The sequence below is a fragment of the Limnoraphis robusta BA-68 BA1 genome, from assembly GCF_034932365.1.
Classification (GTDB): Bacteria; Cyanobacteriota; Cyanobacteriia; order Cyanobacteriales; family Microcoleaceae; genus Capilliphycus; species Capilliphycus robustus.
The window spans coordinates 1-16,041 of sequence record NZ_JAYGHR010000064.1 but is presented as its reverse complement, the minus strand read 5'-3'; the positions used below and the strand labels follow the sequence as shown (position 1 = coordinate 16,041).

Annotated in this window: 16 protein-coding genes; 7 read left to right on the top strand and 9 right to left on the bottom strand. The window is 41.9% G+C overall.

From position 1 onward, the window contains the following. Window positions 1–35 precede the first annotated feature (35 nt). Window positions 36–251 carry a hypothetical protein gene (locus VB836_RS15925; protein ID WP_046278750.1) on the bottom strand — a complete coding sequence of 72 codons (216 nt, stop codon included), beginning with the start codon at window positions 249–251 and terminating at the stop codon, window positions 36–38. Continuing rightward, window positions 232–684, bottom strand: a complete 453-nt coding sequence (locus VB836_RS15920; protein ID WP_046278749.1) for a PIN domain-containing protein — start codon at window positions 682–684, stop codon at window positions 232–234. Before VB836_RS15920 ends, VB836_RS15925 begins: the two co-directional genes overlap by 20 nt. A 149-nt stretch (window positions 685–833) precedes the next feature. Here VB836_RS15920 and VB836_RS15915 point away from each other — a divergent pair, with 149 nt between their 5' ends. Together VB836_RS15915 and VB836_RS15910 are read left to right on the top strand one after the other, a co-directional pair. After that, entirely contained in the window at window positions 834–2,693 is a 1,860-nt protein-coding gene (locus VB836_RS15915) for an ABC transporter ATP-binding protein (RefSeq protein ID WP_323220592.1), read from the top strand. A 120-nt stretch (window positions 2,694–2,813) separates the two neighbouring features. Further along, the gene (locus VB836_RS15910; RefSeq protein ID WP_323220590.1) at window positions 2,814–3,383 is read left to right on the top strand and encodes a GNAT family N-acetyltransferase; all 570 of its coding nucleotides are present in this window, start codon (window positions 2,814–2,816) and stop codon (window positions 3,381–3,383) included. On the opposite strand, the gene VB836_RS15905 is transcribed toward VB836_RS15910, so the two are convergent. From VB836_RS15905 to VB836_RS15895, 3 genes are all read right to left on the bottom strand, one after another. Further along, window positions 3,380–4,054 carry a Uma2 family endonuclease gene (locus VB836_RS15905; RefSeq protein ID WP_323220588.1) on the bottom strand — a complete coding sequence of 225 codons (675 nt, stop codon included), beginning with the start codon at window positions 4,052–4,054 and terminating at the stop codon, window positions 3,380–3,382. The genes VB836_RS15910 and VB836_RS15905 overlap by 4 nt on opposite strands. Before the next feature lie 12 nt (window positions 4,055–4,066). After that, window positions 4,067–5,230, bottom strand: coding sequence for a tRNA guanosine(34) transglycosylase Tgt (gene tgt, locus VB836_RS15900; protein WP_046278745.1), 1,164 nt, complete (start codon window positions 5,228–5,230; stop codon window positions 4,067–4,069). A gap of 107 nt (window positions 5,231–5,337) precedes the next feature. After that, window positions 5,338–5,784 carry a hypothetical protein gene (locus VB836_RS15895; protein WP_046278744.1) on the bottom strand — a complete coding sequence of 149 codons (447 nt, stop codon included), beginning with the start codon at window positions 5,782–5,784 and terminating at the stop codon, window positions 5,338–5,340. A 664-nt stretch (window positions 5,785–6,448) separates the two neighbouring features. Here VB836_RS15895 and cobS point away from each other — a divergent pair. Together cobS and VB836_RS15885 are read left to right on the top strand one after the other, a co-directional pair. After that, window positions 6,449–7,249: an adenosylcobinamide-GDP ribazoletransferase gene (gene cobS / locus VB836_RS15890; protein WP_323220585.1), complete on the top strand. Its 801-nt coding sequence runs from the start codon at window positions 6,449–6,451 to the stop codon at window positions 7,247–7,249. Between the two features lie 524 nt (window positions 7,250–7,773). Beyond that, a complete protein-coding gene (locus VB836_RS15885; protein ID WP_323220583.1) occupies window positions 7,774–8,781 on the top strand; it encodes a tetratricopeptide repeat protein in 1,008 nt (335 codons plus the stop codon). A gap of 60 nt (window positions 8,782–8,841) precedes the next feature. On the opposite strand, the gene VB836_RS15880 is transcribed toward VB836_RS15885, so the two are convergent. Beyond that, the gene (locus VB836_RS15880; protein WP_046282120.1) at window positions 8,842–9,930 is read right to left on the bottom strand and encodes a CAP domain-containing protein; all 1,089 of its coding nucleotides are present in this window, start codon (window positions 9,928–9,930) and stop codon (window positions 8,842–8,844) included. Between the two features lie 364 nt (window positions 9,931–10,294). On the opposite strand from VB836_RS15880, the gene VB836_RS15875 reads away from it, so the two are divergent. Then, a complete protein-coding gene (locus VB836_RS15875; protein WP_046282119.1) occupies window positions 10,295–10,927 on the top strand; it encodes a hypothetical protein in 633 nt (210 codons plus the stop codon). A 116-nt stretch (window positions 10,928–11,043) separates the two neighbouring features. On the opposite strand, the gene tsaB is transcribed toward VB836_RS15875, so the two are convergent. The 3 genes from tsaB to VB836_RS15860 all read right to left on the bottom strand — a co-directional run bounded on the left by tsaB (window position 11,044) and on the right by VB836_RS15860 (window position 13,905). Then, window positions 11,044–11,700: a tRNA (adenosine(37)-N6)-threonylcarbamoyltransferase complex dimerization subunit type 1 TsaB gene (tsaB, locus tag VB836_RS15870; RefSeq protein ID WP_046282118.1), complete on the bottom strand. Its 657-nt coding sequence runs from the start codon at window positions 11,698–11,700 to the stop codon at window positions 11,044–11,046. A gap of 38 nt (window positions 11,701–11,738) precedes the next feature. Next, window positions 11,739–13,454 carry a serine/threonine-protein kinase gene (locus VB836_RS15865; RefSeq protein WP_323220577.1) on the bottom strand — a complete coding sequence of 572 codons (1,716 nt, stop codon included), beginning with the start codon at window positions 13,452–13,454 and terminating at the stop codon, window positions 11,739–11,741. A gap of 202 nt (window positions 13,455–13,656) precedes the next feature. Next, entirely contained in the window at window positions 13,657–13,905 is a 249-nt protein-coding gene (locus tag VB836_RS15860) for a Ycf34 family protein (RefSeq protein WP_046282116.1), read from the bottom strand. A 114-nt stretch (window positions 13,906–14,019) separates the two neighbouring features. On the opposite strand from VB836_RS15860, the gene VB836_RS15855 reads away from it, so the two are divergent. Then, on the top strand, window positions 14,020–15,276 hold the full coding sequence (locus VB836_RS15855; protein WP_323220575.1) for a CCA tRNA nucleotidyltransferase: 1,257 nt from the start codon (window positions 14,020–14,022) through the stop codon (window positions 15,274–15,276). Window positions 15,277–15,407: 131 nt separating this feature from the next. Then, window positions 15,408–15,719 (top strand): hypothetical protein, encoded by a 312-nt coding sequence (locus VB836_RS15850; RefSeq protein ID WP_152964917.1) that lies wholly within the window; start codon window positions 15,408–15,410, stop codon window positions 15,717–15,719. The last annotated feature ends 322 nt before the right edge of the window (window positions 15,720–16,041 follow it).

Here is a 16,041-nt window from a genome sequence, read left to right as displayed (position 1 = left end):
ACAACGTCTTAACATCCTCTGTTCCCATGCGATGCTTAGGTTTTACGCTTTGACTCCTGAAACTCTAAAACCTCAGAGTATAAACTTGCCACCGATTCTTGCTCAAAAAGCTGATCTTTAAGTTTCAGGTAATCTCCGCTACCCAAGTTACAAGCCGCCCAGAATCGAGCAACCTTCGACGGTTCCATGTTCGACAAAAGAATCCGCAACCCTTCATGTAAAACTTCTTGCTCACTCTTGACTTGAATCATCACTGTTTATCTCCAACACGAAATCGACTGGATTCACCACTTTCAACACTAACCCTGAACATTGATTGATTAGCCGTTTGTCACAGGTAATGAAATAGTCGCTATTCGCTGCTTCAGCACAAGCAACGTGTAACGCATCAATTGCCTTAAGTCCATTATGTTCCAATTGCTCGGCTCTCTGTCGGATTGCTTCATCTACTGTTTGTTTTGATTTAGCCATCTGAAGATAAAAAGTCATGGCTTCCTGCTTTATAAAATAGGGATTACGACTGTTTTCATAGTCCAGCACTGACGAACTAACCAAATCAATTATCTTTGCCTCTACCATTTGCAAAATGATGACAACAGCTTGTGACTCTAGAAAAATTTTAGGCTGAGTTTGATCATCAAATGGACGGTTATAAACACTGGTGTCTAGATATAGTTTGATCATGCAGTTGCTTGGAACTTTTTCTCTCACTTGGCTGGCGGCAATATCGACTTCAGCTTTGGCAATTCAATGTCACTCAAATATGGGACTATTCACAGGGTCTACTTCCCGGTTAACCTATAAACACTGATCCTTTCAGCCAGGGTGACACCATGACAACGCTTCAGCTTTCACCTTTGCAAGCAATCTTACGCAGTAGTTGGTCTGTCGTACAAGCGGCACCGAAAGCGATTTTTTTCTTTATTCTACTCAGTTTACTACAAAATGGCAGCCCAACACTGGTTTTATTTCTTGATAAAACGATCATTGATGAAATTACTCGTTTATTACAAACGGGAACGATTTCAACCGAGCAAGTTTTAACAGCATTACTCTCAAATACCCTACTTTTAGGGAGTATCATCAGTGTCATTGTTTTAAATTTGTCTATTGATGCCCTTTCTACGATTACCAATATTATTTTTTCAGGGTTAGAACAACGAGTTAAAGGTTATTTTCAGCATAAATTTTTTAATAAAGTCGCTACATTCGCCGATATTTCTCTGTTTGAAAACCCCGAACTTCTCAATCTTGTTCAACTGGCAGAAAAAGCCGTTGAACGGTTGCAAACTCTGACGATGCTTTTGGGCATCGGTTTGATGGGAATTTTTATGCTGATTCCTGCGGTTGCTGTTTCTTTTACGATTGTTTGGTGGGTTCCATTAATTGTTTTATTCGCATCCGCACCTGCGATTTATGTCAAGCTTTATTATGTTCGCAAAAGTTGGGATATTGAAAAAACTCAAGCCTCTGCTCATCGGGAAATGCAACTCTATAAACAAATGCTAATCGCGCCGGAATATGCCAAAGAGTTACGTTTATTTGGGTTGCAAAATTTATTACTGGGTCGGTGGTTTAATTTATTTCATAACACTTTTAAGCAGATGGAAAAAATGCGAATCAAAGGAACAAGCCAAGTTTTATTTTGGTCTATTTTTGGTGAATTTGGAGCCGCTATTCCTTACATTTATGTAATTCTTGGTACTCTGGATCGAACCTACACCATTGGTGATTTAGCCCTTTATGCAGGATTAGTCATACAGTTACGTCGAGGTCTAAATTTTCTCATGGGTAACTTATCTCAACTGTATGATGTTGCTTTAGGAACGGTTCCCCTCTTTCAACTCTTAGAATTAGAATCTAAACTGCAATTAAATACAATTCAATCTTTATCAAACTCTTCATCTCCTCTAACTTTATCTTCTCCTAAAACCTCCGCAAAAATTCAACTTGAAAATGTTTCGTTTACCTATCCTAACAGCAACTTTACCAGTTTAAATAGGGTCAGTCTAACCCTTTATCCCGGTCAAACTGTAGCATTAGTCGGTGAAAATGGAGCCGGAAAAACCACCCTTGCTAAACTCTTATGTCGGCTTTATGATCCTGATTGTGGTAAAATACTTTGGAATGGTGAAGATTTACGAGGTTTTGAATTAGATGATTTACGTCAAAAAATTGCTGTTGTTTTACAAGATTACGCTCGTTTTCCTCTAACGGTTCGTGAAAACATCGCCTTTGGAAACTTAGAACAATTAAACTGCGATAGCGCACTTTTAACAGCCATTGAAAAAGCAGGAATGACTCGTAAAATTCACAGTCTACCTAAACAACTTGATACCCCCCTCGGAAAGCAGTTAGAAGGAGGCGTTGATCTCTCAGGTGGACAATGGCAAAGAATTGCGATCGCACGTTCATTGATGCGTCAACCCCAAGCAGAATTATTGATTTTCGATGAACCGACAGCCGCCCTCGATCCCAAAACAGAAGATGAAATTTATAAACTATTTGCCGATATTTCTCAAAATAAAACCGCAGTTGTTGTAACCCATCGACTCGCCCTCGCTAGAAATGCAGATGTGATTATTGTGTTAGAACAAGGTAAAATTATAGAAACCGGAACTCATGCTCAACTCATGGAACTCGGTCAACAATATTATCAAATGTTCAACCGTCAAGCCAGCCATTATGTTTAAAAATCAAATATTTTCTATCAGCATCAAAAACCTCTCCCCCTTCCCCTCTCCTGCTAGGAGAGGGGTGTCCGATAGGACGGGGAGAGGTCAGAATCTAGTTGTTTTTCTGCTTAAGATAACATGAGTATTTTATTTCAAACTGATCGTTTAATTATCCGCAACTGGGAACCGGAACAAGACGCCTCTCAAGCTTTTGAAATTTATGGTGATCCAGAGGTTATGTATTTTATTAGCCCGCCTTTAGAAACGGTAGAAATGGTTCGTTCTCGCCTACAAGAAAGAGTTGAACAGGATAATATTCGCAAAAATGTAACAGGTTCTTGGGCTGTTATTGACAAAGAAACAGAAGAAATTGTGGGCGCTATTTTGCTGGTTTCTCTCCCGGATAATGATGGAATTCCTACCACAAATTACGAGATTGGTTGGCATTTTCGCAAAGCGAGTTGGGGAAAAGGTTACGCTACAGAAGCCGCTCAAAAAATTCTGGGTTATGGCTTTACGATTTTACGTTTACCTGTTATTTATGCGGTTGTTAAGCCTGAAAATAGACGTTCAATTAACGTTACCCAACGACTGGGAATGAAACCGTTAGGCTTAACGAATGAATATTATGGAGTTGAATTGTCTTTGTTTAAGTTAGAAGACACCGATTATTATGAGCAAAAAAAGTCTATTGCAAGCAGAAATTAATCAGATAACTGTTCAATAAACTGCTGATGTTCAACTGTTGTTAAGCCCTGTTGACAAACTGCCAACACCTGCGCTAAATTCCCCGTTAACAACGCCGAAACATCTAACCATAACCCCGGAAAAACTTGACTACACAAAATCCCGTCAGCATTAACGTTTAGAAGTTTGTATTCTCCCTCCGTTAAACGATACCAGTCAAATTCACCGTCATACACTCGCCAAACTAAATACTCTTGAACTTGATTGCGACGGTACGCTTTGAGTTTATCATGTAAATCAATTGATGCACTACTGGCGGCTATTTCTACAATTAATTCCGGCGCACCTTCTACATAGTCATCTTCGCTAATTCTCGACTGTCCCCCAACTTCAATTCTAAGTAGTGCATCGGGTTGGGGTTCGTTATCCGCATCGAGGCGAACTGTTGTATTATCAGCAATACCAACACCAGGCGTATTTGCGACATAGGTGAGTAGCCAACCCATAATTTGAGCGTGAGGTACTCCATGATTACGATAACGTAAAGGTGAAGCCATGTAAACAACTCCTTCTATTAATTCCGCTTTCTTAATATCCGACATCGCCTGATAACGCCGTTCAAATTCTGCACGAGTCAGAGAGTCACCGCTTTCGAGGGGAGGAGTTGTTAAAGTTGGAGTTGTTAGAGTCATCGTGTTTCAAAATTACGGATCATCTTGACGAGAAAAACCCACTTCTTCTAAAGTGTGAGTAGAGGATTCAGAAGGCTTTATCCATTCGGCAAATTCTTCAGAAAAGCGATCGCGAAAAATAGCATCTCGAATGCGTTGAGTAAACCGAATTAATTCAGTCACATTATGAATGGAAAGCAATGTATAAGCCAAGAGTTCTTTTGCTCGAACTAAATGACTCAGGTAAGCACGACTAAAGTTTTGACAAGTGTAGCACGGACAAGTTTCGTCAAGGGGTTGAAAATCTTCTCGAAACTGTGCATTTTTCAGGTTCCAACGTTCTCCTTGAACTAGCGCCGCCCCATGACGCGCCAAACGAGTCGGTATCACACAATCAAATAAGTCTACTCCCGAAGCGATCGCTTGCGCCATTTCCCGATAAGTTCCCACCCCCATCAAATAGCGGGGTTTATCGGGAGGAAGAAAAGGCGTCGTCACTTGAACGATTTTTTCAATGAGTTCGGAGGGTTCTCCCACACTCACCCCCCCGATAGCGTAACCGGGGAGATCGAGTTTCACGAGTTGTTTTGCAGCGTTTTGTCGCAAGTCAGGATAAACACCCCCTTGCACAATGCCAAATAAAGCTTGATCAGAGCGTTGATGAGCCGTTATACAGCGTTCTAACCAGCGATAAGTGCGTTCTGTGGCGTTGAGTACCTGTTCTCGACTAGCGGGGTAGGGAGGACATTCATCAAACGCCATGATCACATCAGCGCCCAATTCATTTTGAATGTGAATAGAGCGCTCGGGCGTGAAGTTAATCATTAGACCATCGTGAGGCGAACGGAAGATCACGCCCTCTTCGTTAATGGTGCGAATTTCGCTGAGACTAAAAACTTGAAATCCACCAGAATCAGTTAAAATCGGCCCGTTCCATGCCATAAATCGATGCAACCCGCCTGCGTTGGCAACAATTTTCTCGCCCGGTTGCAGATGCAGGTGATAGGTGTTTGACAACACCATTTGAGCGCCTGCCGCTTCCAAGTGAGCTGGAGTCAGGGTTTTAACGTTGGCTAACGTCCCGACTGGCATAAATCGCGGCGTTTCGACTAATCCGTGTGGAGTCGAGAAAACACCTGCTCGCGCTTGCGTTTGACTACAGCGAGCTTGAATCTGAAAAGAGAAAGGTTCTGACATCGAATAACAGATGAGGGACTAGCAATTAGAGAGGATGGAGGGTCAAAAAAACTAAAATTTGCCTTTCTTTTCCGGGTTTCCTTCTAATTTCTCATTCCTCATTGTCTCTAAAAAGGGCAGTCATCATCAAGCTGACTATCCCAGCTTCCCGACAATACTTGATCCATGACGGCATCAAGTGCGGCGGCATTGAACGTGCGACTGGCGTGTTCTTCTAGGGGGCTAGAAAGCGGAATTAAGCGGAGTAAACGGCCATCTTCCACGAGATCGAAATAGGTTTCTTTCTCAGGAGATTGTTTCAGTTCGAGGTAGTCGAAACTGTTGACATTTAAGTAGAGGGCATGATTTGCCACTAAAGTTGCTTGCTGCTCCGAGGAGAACACCTCTAAGACATAGCCTTCTGCCTCGCTACACACCTGTCCATCTTGGATATGAAGATAACGGACGCGGCCGAGATCAACAAGCAGTTTTTGCATATCAAGCTTGTTAACAACTATGCCTGTATCAATGATACACGGAGCAGACACCCTGCAATTCAAATGATCGTAACTCATGGAGCAAAAGCCTCTGGTGTGATAAGTTCCCCTTGTGGCAACTCTATCTAGTCCAATTCAGCATTGTGGAAAAAGATTTAACATGAAATTTTTTCCCACACTTAAGTATATCCGAATTGAGATAAAAGTTGTCTATCTTGAGTCGCAGTTGCAAAATACTGCTTCTGTAGGTCATTGTTACGGAAGTTATCTTTACTTCAGACTGAATTTATTTTTTTCAGTCCGAAAAATAATCATCCCTTCCTCCTTTAGAGCGCTGCCTAAAATCTATACAGAATTTAGGCTTAGAGAGTTTGACTGGGTGTTACTGGTGATAACAGTACAGCCAATGCCCTAATTGTAGCAAAGCTCAGACAGAGAAATCTAATCAATGAATTGGATTACTCTGCTTTGGCTGCGGTGATCGCAACAACTTCCATGCTAATGAGAAAATCGGGATAGAATTTCACAAAATTGATCGAATTAGCACCCTTTGGAGAGAGGAAAATCTGACAACTCCCAAACGAGAGCAAACGATAGAGGGGTATTATTTAAATTGTGGCATAGCTGAGAAAATATTCATCCGATCTTCTGAGAAAATGCTGGAGACTCCCTCAAAACCCATCACAGAGACGGGAAAAATATCAGGTAAAGTAGAGAAAATCGACCCGACCCTGATGTTTCTATGGCACTCGACAGACAAATTGAGTCTATCAAACAATTTTGGCAACAGCAGAGTACCGCCTTCGCCGCCGCGATCGCTTTTTATACCTGCTTACCTGTACCCCTCTCCTGGACGCTAGAATTTCGCGGAATTGCCCGACTCGCCCCCTTGATCGGTTTAATGATAGGCGCCCTACTCGGACTGATGGATGCAGGGTTACACCTCTTAGGGTGTCCACCCCTCCTGCGTTCGGCTTTAGTCGTCGTGGGGGGTATCGCCATTACGGGGGGATTGCATCTTGACGGGGCGATGGATACAGCCGATGGGTTAGCCGTGACTGACCCGAACCGCCGACTCGAGGTGATGGCAGATAGCGTTACCGGTGCCTTTGGGGTGATGGCAGCCATCTCGATTATTTTACTCAAAACGACCGCCTTGAGGGATCTCGATGAATATCGCGCTTTGGCGTTGATGGCTGTTGCGGGTTGGGGACGCTGGGGACAGTTAGTGGCAATTGCCCGTTATCCCTATCTCAAAGCCGTGGGAAAAGGGGCTTTTCACAAAGATTCGACTTATACTCCCTTTGACTTTATTCCCGGAATTCTGTTGCTCTTGAGTTTAAGCGGTTTACAAATTATACTGAACCCGAGTCGTTGGCTGGTTGCCGTCGGAATGGCTTTAGGCGGAGGTGCAGTTGCGATTCTGATTGGGGCTTGGTTTAATACTCGACTCGGCGGACATACGGGCGATACTTACGGGGCGGTTGTCGAGTGGACTGAAACCTTTCTTTTGTGCTTGTTAGTCGCGTTGGAGGGGGATTAAATCGCCTCGTCAAAAAAGGCAATCCCAAAGCTATTCTCTGGCTATAAATTTAATCAAGAAAAAGCGATCGCTCTCGTTGATTTAATCATTATTTTTGGATGCGTCTCACCCCTTGCTTAGACCCACCAAGCTTATAGATCGGCTTCATTTTAGGGGGTTCTATACCCTTGATAGATAGAAAAAGTTAAGCATTCTTCTCACTTGAGTTGAAAGATGAACATAGAAGCAGTATGATTATTATAGGCAATAGTCTATAGATTCAGGAGGAACAGTCTGTACAGTCAAGTTGGGATGCCTAAAAAGATTTGAGAGAATACAATAGAGAGGATGGGGACTCTCTAGAAAATTAGCTCCCTCTTCAACCCAAGTCCAGTTACCCGTCTGTCGATTGATCAGTCAATTTTCCGGAGAGGAAGATTTAAATCGGTAAGCATAAGCGATCGGTCAGAGAATTCCTGACTTTTACACAATTGGAATCACAACTTTAATGTTCAAAGACCCAGATTCATCTTCGAGGTCATTTTATGCAAAATAACAAACTCTATCAACAGGGTTTAACAAAAGCCCGTCAAGGAAACTATAGAGGCGCATTAGACGATTTAACTGAGGTACTCAATCGTCATCCTAATTATGCTATTGCCTACAACAATCGCGCCCTACTCTACTACCATTTAAAAGACTACAAAAAGGCTATCAAAGATTTAGATTACGCTCTGCAAATCAATCCTAAATTGTCAGAAGCTTACCTGAATCGAGGAAATGCTTGGCGTCATCTAGGAAACTACAAAAAAGCCATTAAAGACTTAAAAATTGCCTTAAAATTTAACCCCACCAGTGATGCGATTTACAACAACTTAGGGTTAGCGATCGCTCAAAGTGGAGATTGCGAAGAATCCTTCAAATACTATAACAAAGCCCTACTGTTTAATCCCAAAAACTACAAGACCTATTATAACCGAGGTCGATCTTTTTATATTGCAGGTAAAAAACAAGAAGCCATTCAAGACTTTAACCGATCCATAGAACTTGCTCCCCAGTACACAAAAGCCTATATTAATCGAGGTCTTTGTTATCATCAAATTGGAGAACATCAGCAAGCCATTGAAGACTACAACACCGCTTTAAAAATAGACTCTTATAACGTTTACGCCTACTATAATCGAGGTTGTGTATACTACAGCTTGAAAGAAATGAGAGCCGCTATCGATGATTTTGATCAGGCTTTACAAATCGATCCCAGCTATATCAAAGCCTATCTCAATCGAGGGCTAGCCCGTTACAAATCTGGCGATCAAGTCGGAGCCAATAAAGACTTTTATCACGTCATGTGTGTCAATGCTGATGCCTATGTTTACTATCAAGCACAGCGAGGAACCCCCAATAATGAAACTTATTCTCGAAAAGCCCCTCAAGTTGAACTCAATCAAGGAGGAGAATACTTTTACACCACCTTTTTAGAAGGATTATGGGATGAAGTAGATCTCAATTATCGAGACTCAACCATTTGTGAAGCTGAATTTCTCGATGATTAATCTCAACTCTACAATTGGGTTCGGGGGAAGTCATCGCTTCCCCTATTTTATTGTTGTTTTCTATAAGCTTAACGGCGTTCCAAAAACCTGAGTCCAGTAGTGATTCCAGTTTTCACTTCCGGTATCATTTTCCAGGAAATAATAACCGACACCAATTTCGGTAAAATCAGGATTGAGTAAATTTTCTCGATGTCCTGGACTATTAATCCATCCCTCAACAACCGCTTCAGGCGTTTGATAACCCGCCCCAATATTCTCTCCCGCTCTAGAATAATCATAACCCACATTCAAAACGCGATCGCCAATATCAGAACCATCCAGTCCTTGATGACTAAAGAAATCCTGTAACGCCATATTTTCGCTGTGATTTTCCGCCGCTATTACCAATTGAGAATTGGGACTCAAAGCCGATAAACCATTCTCAGCCCGAAAATCATTCGTTAATTCCACGACTCGATTAATCAAATTCTCAGGAAGATCAGCAGGCTGAGAAATACTGGCAACCTCAGCGTTGATAAAATCGTCTAGCGTAATAGCAGAAGGTTGAATTCCATCAAGCAAGGCAATAATTTCGCCAGTCGCCACCACGCTAATTTCAGTTTGATTTGAGCCATTACTTTGAACTCGAATTTCCCCAATCCCATCAGGAAGTTGCATCAAATCAATACCGTCTTGAAAGTCCGTAATAAAATCAGTACCCTCACCATTTTCTCGCAATCCAAAAAGATCCGTTCCCGAGCCACCCGTTAACGTATCTGCCCCAAAATCGCCGTAAAGCGTATCATTTCCACTTCCGCCAGAGAGAATATCATTTTCTCGACCCCCAAATAAACTATCATCCCCTTCACCACCGATGAGCGTATCTTCACCAAAATTTCCAAACAAAAGATCATTACCCGCCTGTCCATCTAGATTATCATTCTCTTTCCCGCCAAATATCGTATCATTTCCATTTCCCCCCAAGACCAAATCATCATCTTGATTCACAATAATTAATTCAGAATCCACAGAACCCTCAACCGTATCTTCACCACCCAGAGTTAAAACGCCGAGTGGAAAACTTGTTAATTGACCCGGAAAAAGCGTAATCAATTCAGAGGAATTGTCCCCCATCCACAAACCTAATTCAGTATCCGGTACCAAAACCATGATTCTACTCCGATTTTTATCCGTATTTTCCTAAACAATCACCGTAAACCTTAGAAGCAGCGTTAATCGATAAATTTAGGCTACCCTCAATTTTTCTTTTTCAAAGCTTACCGTTCAAATTCAGGAAAAATAAACAAAACTTTACCTGTATTGTGTCACTTTTTCAACTGTCTACAATTTTTCACAAGTTATCTTCCGTAAAACTACAGATTTCATGTGAAGCTTCAACAAGTATCACGGCTAAGTTTAAGGTACCCTGAGAAAATTTTAGACTGTTAGTATAAAAGAATATTACTGGCTTAACAGGCTGCTTGTCTATTGATGTTCACCCTCTCCTTGCTAACCCCTACCCCAAATCATCACCATGAATTATCCCATCAAGTCAATTTCTCGATTCGGTGAAATTAAAGCCACACTCAACCAACCTACTCTCTATATTTTTGAAGGAAAACAGGGACAACATTTAACCCTTGGAGTGTCTGATGGTACTTCCAGAGCGAAACTTTTAACCCCTTCAGGTCAAGGATTAACGACTCTTTATTCCGGTGAGTGGAAAGGTGTTTTACCGGAATCTGGGATTTATCGTGTATTAGTTTATCCGCAACAGGAATCAACTCACTCGGCGATTAAAGTAGATTTGAGTCAGAATTTGAGTGGTAATTCTTCCCATCATCAATTCACCGACTGGCGGTTATCAGAGTATGCCTATAAAGGAAGCCGTAGTGCTGAAATTGGCACAAATCAGAGTGAAATTCAGATGGAGATCAATCTTTTTTCACAACAAATTCAACCCCTAAAAATTACCTGTAAAAGCGGTCAAATTCTCACCGTTAAAGCCAATACGGTCAGCCTCGCGATTCAATCTCCAACGGGTCAATTGTTGGATTTAAAAGAAGGGTTTGTTTTGACTTCTATCACCCAAGATGGTGTTTATAAAGTCTTGGTTATTGGTGAAGATTATCCGGTAACAACTCCGATAACGGTAAAGTTGCAGTAAATAAAACCGAGATTTTTTTGATGGAAAAACTCACCACGCTCGACACAAAGACACGAAGATTTTCTCTTGGTGTTCTCTGTGTCTTTATGTTTTTTTATCTCTCCTTTTTAGGAGTTCTAAGTTTCATTTTTTGTGATATAATTCTCAACAGGATGCTGTCCATAAAAGGGTAACGCTTCTGACCAGTGAGGAGAGTTTCCTTGTTGAAAGTTTAGATTTGCTAATTCTAATAAACTAATTGCTGAGTCTCCTAAACCGCCTGAGACTTTAACTAATTTATAGGGATTTTTCCAAGTTTCTAACGTAGTTTGCCAAGTTTCCAGCGACATCACAGTATCCGGTAAACATTCAATTAAATTCTCTTGTTTCCCATAAATCGCCACAAAAAATTGACCGCGTTGGGCTTGCATTTGGAGGGCTAAATTATCAGATAATATAGAATCTTTCTGAAAAGTTTGCCAAGCTATCGCGGCGAGAGTGGAAATAGAAAATAACGGAATCTCTAACTGTTGGGCTAATATTCTTGCTGTCACCACACCCATGCGAGTTCCCGTGAAACTACCTGGCCCTTTAGCCACTGCAATAAATTTCAAGTCTGACCAAGTTTGAGGTTGAATAAACTCCGCCAAATATTGATGCAATTGCACCGATAAATCTCGCCCCAAGTTCCACGTTTGAGAACGAATTTCTCCAGAAAAGTTACTGACAGCTAACCCAAGTTCAGGGCTACTCGTATGAAGGGCTAAACCATATTCTTTGCTATCAAACTGCATTATAACTTTCCACTGTTAATAGATAGATTTGACAAAAATCAATAATTTCCTTTGGAGTAAAACATCGGCATAGCAATGAAAATTCCGGCTAAAATAATCCCAAAAATGCCTTGCGTTTCCTCCTTTATATCCAACAAACCAAATAACAGAAATAAAGTGGCTATTGTACCAAACAAAACACCCGTTTCAATTTCACTGGTTTGAGAAACTCGACTTTTGACCTGGATAAAACCAAAAGCAATAACCCACGCCATTAAAGGCGAAAAGATAATTACATTTGAACTAAAAATAAAGGCAATCATTGAACCCATCAAAACATCGATCCAAAACCCTTTTCGTTGAATCGTGTTCATCCAGAACTTTCGAGAACCCACTTGAGAGACTTGTAAGTAAATCGGATGGGTTTGCAGTCTAATCAATTGATTTTTAAGTTGAGTTTTGCGATCAATCACTAACAGTTTTTTCCACTCAGGAACACTGCTATTTTTAACTCGTCCAAGTAACTTGACTTGACGCACATTCTCGAGTTGCAGTTGAGTGAGTTCATAACTAATGATCTTAGCTAAATAACCATAATTAACCCTAGTCTCTTTTTGGCGATTAATCACAACCGTAAGTTGATGTTTTTTCACCCAACTGACTTGAACTTTAATCGGATAAGAACTCAAGGCATCTTGTAACGTGACTTGAACTTTTTCGGCTTGAGATTGAGTTATATTTAGAGATGTTTTGACGGGTTTTTGGGGTAAATCCTTTAACGCTGGAATAACCTTTTTATCCCCTTGATTTAAAGAATTTGACTCCATTTCAGGAGTGATTTTTAACCCCGGAAACGCATCGATATAAGTCGGAGGAGGATTGAGTTGTCGCAAAACCGCAGCCGCAGAATGATACCGTCGGCTTGTCGCCCCTTGCAACATTTTATCTAAAATATTTCCCAGTTCATCACTCACAGGTGTTTTCAGATAATCTCGCCAAGCCCAAGTTCCTTCTTGACTATCAAATAAATCAAAGGGCGGAACTTCCGTTAACAGATGAATACAAGTCACGCCTAAACTATAAATATCACTGGCAAATACCGCTTTCCCCATCAATTGTTCCGGGGCTGTATAAGCAGCACTCCCTATCATTGTTCCCGTTTTGGGAAGCATCCCACCCGTCATTAATTTAGCCGCCCCAAAATCAACTAAAACCAGATTTCCTGCCGTTTCTGATAGGGCGCGACGACGAATAATATTTTCGGGTTTGAGATCACGATGTACAATTTTATGACTATGAATAAACTCTAAAACCGGGAGTAAATCCTTTAATAATTGTCGAATTTTATCTTCATTTAAAGCCCCTTTCTCAAACAATTCTTGGGCTAAGTTTTTCCCTTCGATAAATTCTTGTACTAAATATTGATAGCCCTCTTGTTCGATATAACCTAACCATTGAGGAATTTGAGGATGTTGTCCTAAATGCTTAAGTTGTTTCGCTTCTTGCTGAAATAACTCCGCCGCTTTTTTTCCATTCATTCCTTGAGGAAAAAACTGCTTAATCGCACACCGAGGTTGAAGAGGTTGAGACTCATCTACCGCCAAAAAAGTACGACCAAAGCCCCCTTCTCCAATCAATTGAATCCCTCGATAACGGGCAATTTCGGTCGTTTCATCCGGGGATTTCAATACCAAAACAGAACCGCAATTCTGACACAATTCGGCATCGTTAGGATTCTGCGGGCGAGTGCAATTGGGATTAAAGCAATGACTCATTGGAATAGTGAATGCACAAAAGCATGGATTTTAAATTGAAAATATCGATAGAAAGAACAGGAGGGAACAGACAGGAGACAAAAGGATAGAGAATCGGAAATTCAGAAAGATTTGAGTCTGGGAATTGCAGGAAAATTGATCCCTCTTGCTATGATGTTTCCTCGTTTTTCTCGATCCTTTGATTCCAGTCCGGCATTTATTATTAGGTCGGAATCAATTCACCGGGGCGCAACTTCGCCCATTTGCCCATTTCTTCCTTAAAACTCTGACAACCCACAACATCCCATTCCATCTCGATCTCGTTGTCTCGGGAACGAATGTTAACATTGATTGTCGGTTCAATCGGGTCAAATGTAGGATCTTCGGTGAGGTGACGTTCCTGATGCTGTGTTTCTACGGCGTGGTAGGTGAAACAGCGATCAACATAGTGACAATTGACACAAATACACATTTTTAAATACCCTCTGTGCATTTCAGCAGACTGAAATAAATTGACAGTCCTTTATTAGCTAATGTAGCTTAGGTAAGATTAACTGGCCAAAGAAATAGGTTGATTTTTGTTGCAATGTCAAAACCGTTTAACTCAATTTGGTCTACAGATACCTGGCCGTTTGACCGAGAATGGCTACCCCAACCCGCTTATTTAGTGGGAGGTGCAGTCCGAGATCAACTGCTTGGCCGCAAAGCCGAATACTTAGATTTAGATTTTGTCTTACTGGAAGAAGCAATTACAACTGCAAAGAATATAGCTAATTATTATAAAGCCGGATTTGTCTTATTGGATGCAGAACGTCAAATCGCCCGAGTGGTTTTTCCCCAAGCAACCGTCGATTTTGCACAAGCTGAGGGAAGCAGTCTATCACAAGATTTACAACGAAGGGATTTTACCATCAATGCGATCGCCTATAACCCCTTTACCCAAGACCTGATCGATCCCCACCAAGGCCAAACCGACCTGAAACAACGACTGATCCGCATGATTTCCCCTGAAAACCTCCGCGATGATCCGTTGCGACTCCTACGGGGCTACCGTCAAGCCGCACAACTGGGGTTTCAACTCGAACCTCAAACCCAAGCCACTATCCGTCAACTCGCCCCGTTTTTAACTCAAGTCGCCGTCGAACGAGTCCAAACTGAGTTGGGATATTTATTAAATGTCTCTGGGAAGGCTTTGTGGATCAAGCAAGCCATAGAAGACGGTTTGTTGTCGAGTTTCTTTCCAAACGCCTCTCAACATTTTGATCGACTGCTAGAAATTGATCCGGTGGCTGAGAGGTTGAACCAACAATCACCGACATTAACACTCCGATTATCCCATCCGATCCGCGATACCCTCAAAACTTCGTTACTCGCCTTAGCCAAACTCACCTGTTTACTGAGTCCTGATCCCGCCGTCGCCGAAGTTGAGTTAACCCAGTTAAAATACAGCAAAACCGAAATTAGGGCGGCGATCGCTTTGATCAAAGGTTTATCTTCATTGCAGCAAACATCTCCCCCGCAAATCTCTCTCAGACAGCAGTATTTTCTCTTCCAAGAAGTCGGAACGCTATTTCCCGCCTTAGCTGTCCAAGCTGTTGCTTGGGGACTGTCTATTGAAAGTCTATCGCCTCTGATTGAACGTTTCTTGAACCCTGATGATCGGGTGGCTCATCCTCAGTTGTTGATCACAGGGAACGAGTTGATGGCTGGATTAAATTTGTCTCCGAGTCCGAAAATCGGTCAACTGCTGATGAAGATTCAACTGGCACAGGTTGAAGGTCAAATTTCGACTGCCGAGCAAGCCTTGAAATTCGCCGCCCAAAGCCTCGAACACGGTGAGTAATCAGGATTAAACGCTTCTTCTTGTGCGACAACTTAGACGGGTGCATAGAGTTTCTCGACAGTCATCTGGCTCTCAGTTGTGTTTGGAGTTGCTTTGAGTCAAATCGGTTTAGCTGTTTAGGAGTGTTGGTGATGATGAGTCGATGGACTTGGATGGAGTGCATTATTTGGGTTGGTGCGATCGCTGCGATTTCGTCAGTTTCGCACGCTCAGTCAAATTTTTTCGTCGAAGATCAGTCTCAAGTGCGTTCTGTTCGCACCCCTTTGTTGCTTGCTTCGAGCGACTGCGATCAAGTCGATCAAGAACCTTTCCCTTTTGGCTTGATCAATATTAAACAAAAATCTGCTGCTGAGTCTTTGTGTTATTTCTTTGGCCCTCGTAACTCCCAAGGGATGCAAAAAACACAGCCGCCTCTGAGTTTGACAGTACGGTTAATTCGCTAAGAAGTAGCCAATAGGTTTCCGGGGGAGATAGTTCACACTCACCCGTGAGCGTAGGGGCGGGTTCTCCATTGTTTTATCTCTCTAAGCGATCACTGATATAAACCCGCCCTTCACTGTTATCAGTCTTGTCGGGGTAATTCATCAATTACCCCTACCCGTTATCGGTTTTTTGACTGTCCCCTATCCTATCTTAACGGCAGGGCCGTTTCGTTCTAACCCGAAAACTTGATTTGTGGGGAGGTGGGGAGGTAGGGAGGTGGGGAGATGGGGGGAATTTTTATTAACAAAAAGCTATTTTTCATCGGAAAAAAATCCTCTCCCC

Bases quoted from the DNA above. Each gene is read 5' to 3' on its own strand.
- tsaB (WP_046282118.1), bottom strand. From the start codon at position 11,700: ATGCAGTTTGATAGCAAAGAATATGGTTTAGCCCTTCATACGAGTAGC.
- VB836_RS15875 (WP_046282119.1), top strand. From the start codon at position 10,295: ATGAATTATCCCATCAAGTCAATTTCTCGATTCGGTGAAATTAAAGCC.
- VB836_RS15885 (WP_323220583.1), top strand. From the start codon at position 7,774: ATGCAAAATAACAAACTCTATCAACAGGGTTTAACAAAAGCCCGTCAA.
- tgt (WP_046278745.1), bottom strand. From the start codon at position 5,230: ATGTCAGAACCTTTCTCTTTTCAGATTCAAGCTCGCTGTAGTCAAACG.
- VB836_RS15895 (WP_046278744.1), bottom strand. From the start codon at position 5,784: ATGAGTTACGATCATTTGAATTGCAGGGTGTCTGCTCCGTGTATCATT.
- VB836_RS15865 (WP_323220577.1), bottom strand. From the start codon at position 13,454: ATGAGTCATTGCTTTAATCCCAATTGCACTCGCCCGCAGAATCCTAAC.
- VB836_RS15860 (WP_046282116.1), bottom strand. From the start codon at position 13,905: ATGTGTATTTGTGTCAATTGTCACTATGTTGATCGCTGTTTCACCTAC.
- VB836_RS15855 (WP_323220575.1), top strand. From the start codon at position 14,020: ATGTCAAAACCGTTTAACTCAATTTGGTCTACAGATACCTGGCCGTTT.
- VB836_RS15915 (WP_323220592.1), top strand. From the start codon at position 834: ATGACAACGCTTCAGCTTTCACCTTTGCAAGCAATCTTACGCAGTAGT.
- cobS (WP_323220585.1), top strand. From the start codon at position 6,449: ATGGCACTCGACAGACAAATTGAGTCTATCAAACAATTTTGGCAACAG.
- VB836_RS15910 (WP_323220590.1), top strand. From the start codon at position 2,814: ATGAGTATTTTATTTCAAACTGATCGTTTAATTATCCGCAACTGGGAA.
- VB836_RS15925 (WP_046278750.1), bottom strand. From the start codon at position 251: ATGATTCAAGTCAAGAGTGAGCAAGAAGTTTTACATGAAGGGTTGCGG.
- VB836_RS15905 (WP_323220588.1), bottom strand. From the start codon at position 4,054: ATGACTCTAACAACTCCAACTTTAACAACTCCTCCCCTCGAAAGCGGT.
- VB836_RS15880 (WP_046282120.1), bottom strand. From the start codon at position 9,930: ATGGTTTTGGTACCGGATACTGAATTAGGTTTGTGGATGGGGGACAAT.
- VB836_RS15850 (WP_152964917.1), top strand. From the start codon at position 15,408: ATGATGAGTCGATGGACTTGGATGGAGTGCATTATTTGGGTTGGTGCG.
- VB836_RS15920 (WP_046278749.1), bottom strand. From the start codon at position 684: ATGATCAAACTATATCTAGACACCAGTGTTTATAACCGTCCATTTGAT.